The organism is Shimia gijangensis (assembly GCF_900142085.1).
Taxonomy (GTDB): domain Bacteria; phylum Pseudomonadota; class Alphaproteobacteria; order Rhodobacterales; family Rhodobacteraceae; genus Shimia; species Shimia gijangensis.
Genome location: NZ_FQZQ01000031.1, coordinates 17,655 through 28,341 on the forward strand (window position 1 = coordinate 17,655; position 10,687 = coordinate 28,341).

The 10,687-nt window shown below is 55.2% G+C and carries 15 protein-coding genes and 1 tRNA gene; 8 read left to right on the forward strand and 8 right to left on the reverse strand.

The window, feature by feature from the left end:
- Window positions 1-235: 235 nt before the first annotated feature.
- A complete protein-coding gene (locus BUC32_RS18395) occupies window positions 236-937 on the forward strand; it encodes a hypothetical protein (protein ID WP_073256519.1) in 702 nt (233 codons plus the stop codon).
- Here the strand turns inward: BUC32_RS18395 and BUC32_RS18400 are convergent.
- Window positions 934-1,173, reverse strand: a complete 240-nt coding sequence (locus BUC32_RS18400) for an Lrp/AsnC ligand binding domain-containing protein (protein ID WP_073256521.1) — start codon at window positions 1,171-1,173, stop codon at window positions 934-936. The two genes, BUC32_RS18395 and BUC32_RS18400, sit on opposite strands and share 4 nt — an antisense overlap.
- A gap of 131 nt (window positions 1,174-1,304) precedes the next feature.
- On the opposite strand from BUC32_RS18400, the gene hisB reads away from it, so the two are divergent.
- Together hisB and hisH are read left to right on the forward strand one after the other, a co-directional pair.
- Window positions 1,305-1,892, forward strand: coding sequence for an imidazoleglycerol-phosphate dehydratase HisB (hisB, locus tag BUC32_RS18405; RefSeq protein WP_073256523.1), 588 nt, complete (start codon window positions 1,305-1,307; stop codon window positions 1,890-1,892).
- A 5-nt stretch (window positions 1,893-1,897) separates the two neighbouring features.
- A complete protein-coding gene (gene hisH / locus BUC32_RS18410; RefSeq protein ID WP_073256526.1) occupies window positions 1,898-2,536 on the forward strand; it encodes an imidazole glycerol phosphate synthase subunit HisH in 639 nt (212 codons plus the stop codon).
- 53 nt (window positions 2,537-2,589) lie between these two features.
- Here hisH and BUC32_RS18415 read toward each other — a convergent pair whose 3' ends face one another.
- Window positions 2,590-2,988 carry a DUF2147 domain-containing protein gene (locus tag BUC32_RS18415; RefSeq protein WP_073256529.1) on the reverse strand — a complete coding sequence of 133 codons (399 nt, stop codon included), beginning with the start codon at window positions 2,986-2,988 and terminating at the stop codon, window positions 2,590-2,592.
- 135 nt (window positions 2,989-3,123) lie between these two features.
- Between BUC32_RS18415 and hisA the strand changes: the two genes are divergently transcribed.
- Genes hisA through BUC32_RS18435 form a run of 4 tightly spaced genes read left to right on the forward strand, consistent with a single transcriptional unit; the run spans window position 3,124 to window position 5,219 of the window.
- The gene (hisA, locus tag BUC32_RS18420) at window positions 3,124-3,846 is read left to right on the forward strand and encodes a 1-(5-phosphoribosyl)-5-[(5-phosphoribosylamino)methylideneamino]imidazole-4-carboxamide isomerase (RefSeq protein ID WP_073256562.1); all 723 of its coding nucleotides are present in this window, start codon (window positions 3,124-3,126) and stop codon (window positions 3,844-3,846) included.
- Window positions 3,847-3,854: 8 nt separating this feature from the next.
- Complete coding sequence (locus BUC32_RS18425) at window positions 3,855-4,142, forward strand: hypothetical protein (RefSeq protein WP_073256532.1); 288 nt, start codon at window positions 3,855-3,857, stop codon at window positions 4,140-4,142.
- A gap of 1 nt (window position 4,143) precedes the next feature.
- On the forward strand, window positions 4,144-4,905 hold the full coding sequence (gene hisF, locus BUC32_RS18430; protein ID WP_073256535.1) for an imidazole glycerol phosphate synthase subunit HisF: 762 nt from the start codon (window positions 4,144-4,146) through the stop codon (window positions 4,903-4,905).
- Window positions 4,902-5,219, forward strand: a complete 318-nt coding sequence (locus tag BUC32_RS18435; RefSeq protein ID WP_073256538.1) for a phosphoribosyl-ATP diphosphatase — start codon at window positions 4,902-4,904, stop codon at window positions 5,217-5,219. Before hisF ends, BUC32_RS18435 begins: the two co-directional genes overlap by 4 nt.
- Window positions 5,220-5,268: 49 nt before the next feature.
- Here BUC32_RS18435 and BUC32_RS18440 read toward each other — a convergent pair whose 3' ends face one another.
- Both BUC32_RS18440 and rlmB read right to left on the reverse strand, forming a co-directional pair.
- Window positions 5,269-5,736 carry a CoA-binding protein gene (locus BUC32_RS18440; RefSeq protein WP_073256541.1) on the reverse strand — a complete coding sequence of 156 codons (468 nt, stop codon included), beginning with the start codon at window positions 5,734-5,736 and terminating at the stop codon, window positions 5,269-5,271.
- Window positions 5,737-6,015: 279 nt separating this feature from the next.
- Window positions 6,016-6,795, reverse strand: a complete 780-nt coding sequence (rlmB, locus tag BUC32_RS18445) for a 23S rRNA (guanosine(2251)-2'-O)-methyltransferase RlmB (RefSeq protein ID WP_073256544.1) — start codon at window positions 6,793-6,795, stop codon at window positions 6,016-6,018.
- Window positions 6,796-6,932: 137 nt separating this feature from the next.
- Here rlmB and BUC32_RS20730 point away from each other — a divergent pair.
- Window positions 6,933-7,016 (forward strand) — tRNA-Tyr (locus BUC32_RS20730).
- A 186-nt stretch (window positions 7,017-7,202) separates the two neighbouring features.
- Here BUC32_RS20730 and BUC32_RS18450 read toward each other — a convergent pair.
- The 4 genes from BUC32_RS18450 to BUC32_RS18465 all read right to left on the reverse strand — a co-directional run bounded on the left by BUC32_RS18450 (window position 7,203) and on the right by BUC32_RS18465 (window position 10,451).
- The gene (locus BUC32_RS18450) at window positions 7,203-8,888 is read right to left on the reverse strand and encodes a recombinase family protein (RefSeq protein ID WP_073256547.1); all 1,686 of its coding nucleotides are present in this window, start codon (window positions 8,886-8,888) and stop codon (window positions 7,203-7,205) included.
- On the reverse strand, window positions 8,885-9,340 hold the full coding sequence (locus BUC32_RS20735) for a DUF2924 domain-containing protein (protein WP_073256550.1): 456 nt from the start codon (window positions 9,338-9,340) through the stop codon (window positions 8,885-8,887). The genes BUC32_RS18450 and BUC32_RS20735 overlap by 4 nt, the downstream gene beginning before the upstream one ends.
- Window positions 9,337-9,627, reverse strand: coding sequence for a DUF3489 domain-containing protein (locus BUC32_RS21265; protein WP_073256553.1), 291 nt, complete (start codon window positions 9,625-9,627; stop codon window positions 9,337-9,339). Before BUC32_RS21265 ends, BUC32_RS20735 begins: the two co-directional genes overlap by 4 nt.
- Window positions 9,628-9,818: 191 nt before the next feature.
- Entirely contained in the window at window positions 9,819-10,451 is a 633-nt protein-coding gene (locus tag BUC32_RS18465) for a tyrosine-type recombinase/integrase (RefSeq protein ID WP_073256565.1), read from the reverse strand.
- Window positions 10,452-10,687: the final 236 nt, after the last annotated feature.

Sequence of the window (10,687 nt, forward strand, 5' to 3'; positions counted from 1 at the left end):
GGGTTGTGAAAAATTACGCCCCAACCGTTTCCGGCAGGGGCGTAGATCGTATGAATGCATATCCTGATTTTTTACCACTCACGGAACGCAGAATACGCGACAATTGAATTGGAAGGCCTTGTCTTTAAATAATCCCAAACACAAAACCGTGTTAGGCACTGAAACAGTATCGCATTTTACGTCAATACGCCCTAATCAACGAGTAACCAGTAACTAATCAGTTGAGCGCACCACAATGAATAAGCCACTTGGCAGACTTCACGATTCGGTCCAGCCAAATGGCGAAGAAATGCGTAGAGACCGGCTATCGCAACGCTTTTCCCAAGAAGCCCTGCTTGAGAGATGCCGGGCACAAAACGCATATTTCAGCATCCAAAGCCTGCGGCGCGCGGAACGCGGCGAACGCGTGGCCAGAACCACAGTTGTGGGAATTGCTAAAGCGCTGGGTCGCCCCGAAACCCACTACATCCTTCAAGAGGGCAGCGTAGACAGCACAGGCACTCCTGACATCATCGGCGATTGGCTGGCTTTGTCGATCGAAGACGATCGGCTGAGCAAGGCCTATGTTCTGGAAGAAACAACAACCATTTCCCAAAAAGAAGACGGAACCTACAACCTTACAAGCCAGTCCGAAACCTTTGCACGCACAGAGTTTTCTCAGAACGTGATTGTGGTCAACGATGTGATCATCGGACAGACCTTTATTGAAAACTGGACACCACCGGCTGGATTCGGTTCGTTTCAGTTTCAAATCTTGCGGGAAAACACGTTTCTTGAGGGCTATGTCACTTGGTACGATAGCGATACCAGGCGCATTGAAGTTTCAAAATTTGTCGCCGTTCGCAAAGGGATCCCGGATTTTGACGCATGTGTCCGCGCCGCACGGGCTTTGATCGAAACAGAGCTTCAAGCCTTTCGGGAACGGTCGCCGCGCTAGAAAGCTTTGAACGTCAGCGTGGTGAGCGTGCGCTCAATGCCTTCAATATCCAGTAGGTTGTCATTGATGTACTTGCCCACGTCTTCAGCACTGGGAATGTAGAGCTTCATCAAAAGATCATACTCGCCGCTGGTCGAAAACAGCTCGGAATGGATTTCCTTGAGCGCGATGCCCTCGGCCACGCGGTAGGTCGTGCCGGGTCTGCAACGTATTTGAATGAATACACAGGTGCTCATGTCGATCCTTTCAGGCTATCGTCCTAGGCTGGCACAATTGGCACGGGTTCCACAATCCCGAAACGTGCCGTCTTGGCCTTCTTAGTGCGCACGCCTATAAGGGCGCCGCAAAGAGACAAAGGATCACCGACATGCGCAGCGCAGAGGTCAGCCGCAAAACTGCGGAAACCGAAATTACAGTGCAAATCAATCTGGACGGCACGGGCGTTTACGACAATCAGACGGGCGTGGGGTTCTTTGACCACATGCTGGACCAGTTGTCGCGCCATTCTCTGATCGACATGACCGTTCGCGCCGCTGGTGATTATCACATAGATGACCACCACACGGTCGAAGATGTGGGCATTGCGCTGGGCCAGGCTCTGACACAAGCGCTGGGTGACAAAAAAGGCATCCGTCGCTACGCCGCCTGCCACCTGCCCATGGATGATGCGCAGGTCCGCGCGGCTCTTGATCTGTCGGCCCGCCCCTACCTAATCTGGAATGTGGAAATGCCGACGCCGAAAATCGGCGCATTTGACACGGAACTGGTGCGTGAATTTTTTCAGGCGCTGGCCACTCACGGCGGCATCACGCTGCACGTGGACCAGATTCATGGCTTTAACAGCCACCACATTGCCGAAGCAACGTTCAAAGCTGTGGCCCGCGCCCTGCGTGAAGCGGTTGAAACTGATCCACGCAAAACCGACGCGATCCCGTCGACCAAAGGGGCGTTGTAAATCCAATGCTGACAGCAATCATCGACTACGAGAGCGGCAACCTGCACTCGGCCGAAAAGGCATTCCAACGCATGGCCCGAGAGGTTAATGGCGGCGAGGTTATCGTGACCTCGAACGCCGACGTCGTAGCCAAAGCGGACCGGCTGGTATTGCCCGGCGACGGTGCCTTTCCGGCCTGTGCCGCGGAACTTCGGGGCCACAAGGGTATCTATGACGCCATGGTCGAAGCGGTTGAAAACAAAGGCCGTCCCTTCCTTGGCATATGCGTGGGCATGCAGCTGATGGCCACCACCGGCCACGAATACGAAGAAACCACAGGGCTTGGCTGGGTGGCAGGTGACGTCGAAAAGATCACACCGTCAGACACGTCGCTCAAAGTGCCACACATGGGCTGGAATGATCTGGTGATCGAGCAACCACATGCGGTGCTGGAGGGTGTGAGCACCGGTGACCACGCTTACTTTGTGCACTCCTATCAGTTTCATGTCGCCGAGCCGGATCAGCGCATTGCCCACGTAAACTATGGTGGCGACGTCACGGCCATTATCGGGCGTGACACCATGTTGGGGATGCAATTTCACCCAGAGAAAAGCCAGCATGTCGGCCTGCGTATGATTGGCAACTTCCTGCGCTGGACACCGTAAACGCAAAACTGCCCAACCATTTGGCGGAGGCTGTTCCAAATCGTCCGGCGCGTTTAATTGACGCGTTTCCAATCCTGACTGCGACCAAATGCGGATACACCGACGAATCCGCGCACACTCAGCGTGGAGCCGCTTAGCGACATCTTGGATTTGTAAGTCTTGTCGGTGTCCGGTGCCCAAATTTTGCCGCCGCTGTACTTGCCGCCGCCGTCAGCGTTCATTCCCCACAAAAGCTTTTTGCCCATGTGTTCATAGTCAGAGGATTTGGAGCCGCTCTTGTCATACGCAGCGGCAATCGTGCCGCAAAGTGCCGCTCCACAAGTCGCGATATTCACATGTAGGTAACCTCCGGTTTCCCCCGGCTCAGTTTTCCACATCCCTTCTGCAGGATCGGCCAGCGCAGCCCCTGCCCCAACAATCGCCAAAGATGCAGCCAATAATAGCTTTTTCATTGTCTTCCTCCCAATGGTTAGCTGAAACTCTGAGCTAGTCCGCGATTTCAATCAACCCTGACTGTGGGTCACATTGCATTTCCGGCAACCTCATGCCAAACCGCCCGCGAAAAGCAGCTTAACCACGGTGTTCCCATGATCCTTTACCCCGCCATCGACCTCAAAGACGGAAACGCCGTGCGCCTTGTCCATGGCGACATGGAAAAAGAAACGGTGTTCAACGAAAACCCCGCCGCGCAAGCGTTGGAGTTTGTCAACGCGGGCTGCGAGTGGCTGCATCTGGTCGACCTGAATGGCGCCTTTGCCGGCGAGCCGGTAAATGCTGCTCCGGTGGAAGAGATTCTGAAGCAAGCCAACGTACCGGCGCAATTGGGCGGCGGCATTCGCGACATAAAAACCATAGAAAACTGGATCACCAAGGGCCTCGCCCGTGTGATCCTTGGCACTGTTGCGGTTGAAAACCCCGATCTGGTGCGCCAAGCAGCGCGCGAGTTTCCCGGCAAAGTCGCCGTCGGCATTGATGCCCGCAATGGCCGGGTTGCCACCAAGGGATGGGCGGAAGAAACGGATGTTATGGTCACGGACCTTGCCAAATCCTTCGAGGACGCAGGTGTCGCCGCCATTATTTATACAGACATCAACCGTGACGGTGCCATGCAGGGGCCCAACGTGGAAGCCACGGCTGCCTTGGGCAACGCCGTTTCAATTCCGGTGATTGCGTCGGGTGGTGTTTCGTCGATTGACGATCTCAAGGCGCTGAAAACCTGCGGCGCGCCACTCAATGGTGCCATTTCAGGGCGCGCGTTGTATGATGGGGCGATTGATCTGAAGGACGCGCTGAAAATCATGAAAGGATAGGTCACGCCATGCGGCGTACCAATCTCATTTTCGCATGTCTTATGATAGCCCCGATCATACTGTGGCTGCTCACGCTCATTGCGATGTTTTTTCTGGGCTACGTGTTCAACTGCAAAGTCAACGAAGGCTATGTCCAGACCTGCAAAGTCTTTGGAATCGAACTGGGCGAAAGCATATACACGGTTGGCATTTTCGCGGCCTGGGGGCCGTTGATTTTTGGGCCGGTCGTTCTGGGGACTGGCCTTTTATGGGCTGTCGTGGCATTGATCGCGACAATTCGCAAAAGGTTCCGCTGAGATGCTAAAAACCCGCCTGATCCCCTGTCTGGATGTCGCCGATGGCCGTGTGGTCAAGGGCGTAAATTTTGTTGGTTTGCGCGACGCCGGAGACCCGGTTGAGGCCGCGCGCGCCTATGATGCCGCCGGCGCTGACGAAATTTGTTTTCTCGACATCCATGCCACGCACGATAATCGCGGCGTGATGATCGATATGGTACAACGCACCGCGGAACAGTGTTTTGTCCCTCTGACGGTGGGCGGCGGCGTGCGCACGGTACAGGATGTACGCAAACTGTTGCTGGCGGGTGCCGACAAAGTGTCCTTCAATTCAGCCGCTGTCGCCAATCCGGACGTCGTGGCCGAAGCCGCGGCACAATTTGGATCGCAATGCATCGTGGTCGCAATCGACGCCAAGACCGTATCTCCCGGAAAATGGGAGATTTTCACTCACGGCGGACGCAAATCCACTGGCATCGATGCTATTGAGTTTGCCAAGCTGGTGGTCGCCAAGGGCGCCGGAGAAATCCTGCTGACCTCGATGGATCGCGATGGCACCAAGGCGGGTTTTAACCTCCCTTTGACCAAAGCTATCTCTGACGCCGTGAATGTGCCGGTGATCGCTTCTGGCGGAGTTGGCACGCTGGATCATCTGGTCGAAGGTGTCACAAAAGGGGGCGCAAGTGCGGTTCTGGCAGCGTCCATTTTCCATTTCGGTGAGTATTCCATTCAGGAAGCCAAACAGCATATGGTGGACGCCGGTATCCCGATGAGGCTCTTATGAACACGCTCAACGACCTCGCTGCAACCATCGCAGAACGCGCTGCAGCCGATCCGGACTCGAGCTGGACCGCAAAACTGTTGGCCAAAGGCCCGGAGAAATGTGCCGAGAAATTTGGCGAAGAAGCGGTTGAAGCCATCATCGAAGCGGTTAAAGACAACCGGGATGGTCTAATTTCAGAAAGTGCGGATGTCCTGTTTCACCTGCTGGTCATGTTGCAATCACGCGGCGTCGCTTTGGACGAGGTGTTGGCTGAGTTGCAGCGCCGTCAAGGCACCAGCGGTTTGAGTGAAAAAGCGTCTCGCACTCAGACCTGATTTTCACCTTTTCCCAAGCACTACAATGAGAGTGGCGGGCCCCTCCTCGTTACAGTTTGGACGAGATTACACCCGTCGCAAAACCGCCCATACGCAGCTCTCCGAACAAACGTTGATATTCAATTTTTGGGCAACGGTTCTGGATAACATCCACGCCACGGGCTTCGGCCTTGGCCGCTGCCTCGGCGTGTTCCACCCCAATCTGCATCCAAATGGTTTTCAGATCAGGGAAACATTGCAATGCCTCATCGACAATTGGCGGTACAGCTTCAGAGCGGCGAAAGATATCAACCATATCCACCGGTGCGTTGACCTCTGACAGGCTGGCTATCACCGTTTCTCCAAACAAAACCTTGCCCGCATGGCCGGGGTTCACCGGGATCACGCGATAGCCTTTGAGATTGAGGTATCGCGCCACATAATAACTTGGCCGAACCGGGTTCATGGAAACCCCAACTACAGCCACACATTTTGTGCGCTGCAGAATGGTTTTGAGATACTTGTCTGAATAAGTCATGGCGCAGGCTACCCCGGCTGATCCCAAGAAAAAAGCGCCCAAGTAACCTTGGGCGCCTAAGTTACGGAACGAGGGACAGTGAAGACAGAGGCAGAAGTTCCGTTTCCGCCTCTCTGAATAAAAGATAGGGTTGGTTCCGGGCGGTTAAAGGGCAGGTAAATTCCCTGTGATCGCGAATTGGCGAAAAACGGCGAAAAGCCGCCGATCTCATGCACTTCAGACCCAAAATCTATGATTTGCTTAGGAAACCTTCGAATACAGCCTGTGAACAGTCAGGCGTTAACGCGGCAAAGACGCATAAAGCGCAACAGCCGCAGCATTGGACACATTGAGCGACCCAAAGGCTCCGGCGAAGTTAATCTTAACCAGCGCGTCGCAAGTTTCCTTGGTTTTCTGCCGCAATCCCGGCCCTTCGGCCCCAAGAACCAAAGCCACAGGTCGGTCGTGTTTTCCGTCCAGCACCTGTTCGATGCTCTCATCGGCCTCACCATCCAGCCCCAGAACCAAATAGCCCATGGCCTGCAGTTCAACTATGGCGTCCGACAGGTTTCGTAAACGCAGGTAAGGCTGACGTTCCAGCGCGCCGCTTGCAGTTTTCGCCAGAGCGCCGGTTTCCGGTGCAGAATGGTGGCGTGTGCCAACCACAGCCAGAGCACCGAACACTTCAGCCGAGCGTAAAATCGCGCCGACGTTATGTGGATCGGTCACCCGATCCAGCAAGACAAGACGTTGCGGGCGATCATCATCTGCAATTGCGCGATCCGCCAAACGGCCCCAGTTCAATGGCTTCACTTCAAGCGCTGCCCCCTGATGCACGGATTGCGCGTCAATCGGAACTTTGAAGTTGCGGGGATCCGTCATCTCGGGCTCCATGCCCGACGCCTCGATTGCCTCTTCCAGCTTGTCAGCCGCATTCTTGGTCAAAACCAAACGCAACTTTTCCCGGTCCGGATTCACCAAAGCATCGCGCACCGCATGCAATCCGAAAAGCCATATGGTCTCGGCTGCTGCTTTGCGTTTGTCTTGCTCTTTTTGAACGACCCACTTGGGCTTTTTCATTGCTCTGATATCCGGTTTTTGTCGGGGAGTTACCAATGCGCCGTATCATGCGTGTCTGCAAGAGATTTTCTTGTTGACGGCCCTCGCAAGGCGCAGTAATCAGCGCCTCACACCAAGGTCGCAAGGCCAAGGAAAGTGGGCGACAGGCCGCAAGGTGTGGCAGGGGACTGTAACTCCCTCGCGGAGACGCACGCCTGGTTCGATTCCAGGGTCGCCCACCACTTTCTCTCCCTCGAACTACGGAAAGAAGGCGCACTTTGAGTAGTGTTTGTTTTTCAATGGGTTGGAGGCATTATTGTCGACTGAGACCTCACATTCGGTCTCTGATCAGAGCGATTTGCGAGCTTATTGTGGGAAAGTCTCAGCGGGGCAATTGGGTGTGAGGTCTTTCGTTTTTTCGAGCCGCCTCAAACTGAGGCAAACCCAAGGAGCTGGCGTTGCTTTGTCCAATCCGCTGGTAGTTCTGGGAGCGAACGCAGTGTTTTGGCGTTAAGATGCTGCGGCTGACGGCCTTCGAGAATGGCCGTTGAGATGTCCGGCGCCAGCCAGGCAAGGGGAAGGATGCGGCTGACAACCCCGCTTCGTAATCCTTCCTGGTCCGTGATTTGCTGAATGGATGTGACTTTGCCGTCAAGGAGTTCTCTTGCCCATCGCCTTGCATCGGCAACCAGAGCTATGAGATCCGGATCAGGTTGTGGCGCATTCTCGGAAGCAATAATGATCGGCTTGGCGCGACCGTTCTGACGTCTTATGAACGGGATTTCAAAGGTAGCTGGAAGGGGACCTGAGGTGCCACTCCCTTCAAGCAATGCTTTGAGGGTCACTGAGATTTGCAACCGCTTCTCGTGAACATCGATACGATCTAAGAGGCCAGAGAGATCTTTCAGTTTAGCGGTGCCATCATTTCCATTTGCGCCCTCCAACAAGATGTCTGCGGCTTGCGAGAGATCTGCAATCAAGCTTGCTCTTGCTTTGTGTTCTCCGATCTGTTCGGCCAACCAACCAGTATCCGCGAGTTGTTTCTGAAGACCAATCAGAACAACGCGTTCAATCTCATCGGCGGGCAGGCGTTCAATTTTCGATTTATCTTCTGAGTGCTGCGCATTTGATGTGTAGTACCAATATCGCTTCGTACGATACGTTCCATTCTGGTGGACTGACTTGCTGGAATATGTGGTGCGCATCATCCGCCCCACGGAATCGAATATCAGGCGGTCCAACAACCGCTTTGCAGGTCGTCTACCCATGTTGATTTTCTTGCCACCATTGTTGGCCAACTGGGTCTGCACCTGCCGCCAAGTCGCGTCATCAATGATTGCTTCATGAAGGCCCTCGTACAGCGCGTCCTTGTGACGGATCTTACCGACGTAAACCGGGTTGCGAAGCATGTAATAGAGCGCGCCAGGTGATAAAGATTTTCCGCCTTTGGTGTGCCCATGCCGATCAATCCATCGCCTACTGACAGTATTCATTTCTTTCAGTCGAATAGACAATTGCCGGACGCATCCCGATGCCAGATATTCGGAAAAGATCGTCCGGATTGTCGCGGCTTCCGTGTCATTCACCGCCAGCGCCTTGTCCACCACGTCATAACCCATTGGAACAGAGCCACCCATCCACATGCCTTTTCGTTTAGAGGCGGCAACCTTGTCTCGGATGCGCTCGGCCGTTACCTCGCGTTCAAACTGCGCGAAGGACAACAGCACATTCAGGGTCAAGCGCCCCATCGATGATGTGGTATTAAAGGCTTGCGTGACCGATACAAACGACACCCCTGCCCCATCGAACACATCAACCATCTTGGCGAAGTCTGCCAGAGACCGCGTGAGCCGGTCCACCTTATAGACAACAATGACATCGACGCGCCCTGCCCGCACGTCCTCCAGCAGCGCCTTAAGGCCCGGCCGCTCCATGGACCCACCGGAGAACCCGCCATCATCATACCGTCCGGCAAGCTCGGCCCAACCTTCGTGTTTCTGACTGAGAATATAAGCCGCACAGGCCTCTCGCTGCGCATCCAGCGAGTTGAAGTCCTGTTCAAGCCCCTCCTCGGTCGACTTGCGGGTATATATGGCGCAGCGCTGGCGGATCATCGCTTGCCCCCTTCACGCAGCCCGAAGAACTTTGGCCCGTTGCGATTCGTTCCAGTCATTGCGCGGGCTACCGCCGACAGCGAGGAATAACTCTGGCCGTTCCAGATTGCAGCGCCGTTTTCTGTGATGAGCACCTCATGCGTCGCCTCAGCCCAATGTTTGAAGATGCGGGTGCCTTCACCGGCGAGAGGCGCTTTCGCATTCTCAGCTAGACCCTTGGCCCTGTCTTTGCTCCCTTCCCTTTGGACCCGCTTCCATCCGCGCCTTACCCTGGTCGTTTCTCGCGCCGCACAGTCGGCTTGCACCTCCCAAGCCAGTGCCAATCGCATCAACCGCGCCGTGAAGGTCTTTGGCGATGCAGTGCCATTGGCGTCCGCCCAAATCCCTCGAAGTGTCGCCGCATCAGCGTCTTCCAACAGCCGGATATCCAGGTCGGTTCCCTTTGTTCTCACCGTTCTTCTCCGGACACCACACGGTAGCGCGCCGCCCTGCCGGACCGGTCGAGCGCAATAGGCAGACCTGATGATCTGAGGCGCGAGATTGCCGCCCGTATTGTGTGCGGCTGCCAGACCAGGCGTTTCTGAATTTGTGTAACCGTCACCCCGTTCGGTCGCGACACAAGCTTGCGCAATATCTCTACCTTGGTCCTGCCAGTTCGCTTCTTTGATTTCGGCTTCAAGCTGCCGGTCGCGGGAGAACACTCCGACCGTACATCTGAACTCATTGTTTGGTTGCTCATCTTTGTCTCCTTTCGATCACCAGGGCTATTGCGCCCCGTACCGACCAAAGCCCGACAATTCGGGCTGGAGACTCAGTGCGTCGGTAGGGTCAGTGACGCTCCAATCGCCAAAGAAGTCCAGACATAAAACGTAAGCCCGGCGACCATCGCCAGTCCTGAAGGGCGAACGGCTATCGCCGTCCGCCAATCTCTCAAATGTCGATCTGCTCGGCAATACTCAGCGCGTCTTCAAGTTCGACACCGAGGTAGCGCACTGTGCTGTCCACCTTTGTATGGCCAAGCAAAAGCTGGACAGCACGGAGATTACCAGTCTTGCGGTAAATCAGCGCCGCCTTAGTGCGCCGGAGTGAATGCGTGCCGTACCCGCTTGGGTCGAGATCAATCGCAATCACCCAATTACGAACAAGCCGAGCATATTGTCTGGTCGACACATGCGCCCGGTCGTGAAACCGGCTCGGGAAAAGGTGGCCGACCGCCAGCATTGCCGGACTGCATACCCAATTCCAGACGGTGTCCCTTGTGCCTTCAGAGACCTCAAACTGAACTGGCCGTTGCGTCTTGCTCTGGATGATTGAAACGCGCTCCCGGACACAATCGCCTACCACGAGATCGGCGACCTTTAAGGAGACCAGATCGCAGCCCCGCAGTTTGCTGTCGATTGCAAGATTGAACAGCGCAAGGTCTCTGAGATTCTCGGCCAATTCGAGCCGTGCACGAATGGCCCAAACCTGTTTCGGCAGAAGTGGACGTTTCTGGCCGATAAGTCGCCCCTTGTTCCAAGCTCGGCGCTTCGGTTTGACAGCAGGTAGTTGGATATTGGACATGAGATATCCTCCATCCATCCCTCCCTCTCCTGGCATCAACACCGTGTTGATCGGTCGATTCTATCAAGCCGCCAAATGGCCGGTTCCATCTGAGTGCCGGACTTTCGTGCAAGTTGCAGCAAACGGCAGGATCGAGCCCTCTGAGCCTCCCCATCTGAATGGGTCCACCGTTAAGGTTAGGAAACGGAGGACTAAGAATGGCAAACAAGCGACTGAAGCCGGAAGAGATTGTCTCA

Bases quoted from the DNA above. Each gene is read 5' to 3' on its own strand.
- hisH (WP_073256526.1), top strand. From the start codon at position 1,898: ATGCTGACAGCAATCATCGACTACGAGAGCGGCAACCTGCACTCGGCC.
- BUC32_RS18440 (WP_073256541.1), bottom strand. From the start codon at position 5,736: ATGACTTATTCAGACAAGTATCTCAAAACCATTCTGCAGCGCACAAAA.
- BUC32_RS18465 (WP_073256565.1), bottom strand. From the start codon at position 10,451: ATGTCCAATATCCAACTACCTGCTGTCAAACCGAAGCGCCGAGCTTGG.
- hisA (WP_073256562.1), top strand. From the start codon at position 3,124: ATGATCCTTTACCCCGCCATCGACCTCAAAGACGGAAACGCCGTGCGC.
- BUC32_RS18435 (WP_073256538.1), top strand. From the start codon at position 4,902: ATGAACACGCTCAACGACCTCGCTGCAACCATCGCAGAACGCGCTGCA.
- rlmB (WP_073256544.1), bottom strand. From the start codon at position 6,795: ATGAAAAAGCCCAAGTGGGTCGTTCAAAAAGAGCAAGACAAACGCAAA.
- BUC32_RS18400 (WP_073256521.1), bottom strand. From the start codon at position 1,173: ATGAGCACCTGTGTATTCATTCAAATACGTTGCAGACCCGGCACGACC.
- BUC32_RS21265 (WP_073256553.1), bottom strand. From the start codon at position 9,627: ATGAGCAACCAAACAATGAGTTCAGATGTACGGTCGGAGTGTTCTCCC.
- BUC32_RS18395 (WP_073256519.1), top strand. From the start codon at position 236: ATGAATAAGCCACTTGGCAGACTTCACGATTCGGTCCAGCCAAATGGC.
- BUC32_RS18415 (WP_073256529.1), bottom strand. From the start codon at position 2,988: ATGAAAAAGCTATTATTGGCTGCATCTTTGGCGATTGTTGGGGCAGGG.
- hisB (WP_073256523.1), top strand. From the start codon at position 1,305: ATGCGCAGCGCAGAGGTCAGCCGCAAAACTGCGGAAACCGAAATTACA.
- BUC32_RS18425 (WP_073256532.1), top strand. From the start codon at position 3,855: ATGCGGCGTACCAATCTCATTTTCGCATGTCTTATGATAGCCCCGATC.
- BUC32_RS18450 (WP_073256547.1), bottom strand. From the start codon at position 8,888: ATGATCCGCCAGCGCTGCGCCATATATACCCGCAAGTCGACCGAGGAG.
- hisF (WP_073256535.1), top strand. From the start codon at position 4,144: ATGCTAAAAACCCGCCTGATCCCCTGTCTGGATGTCGCCGATGGCCGT.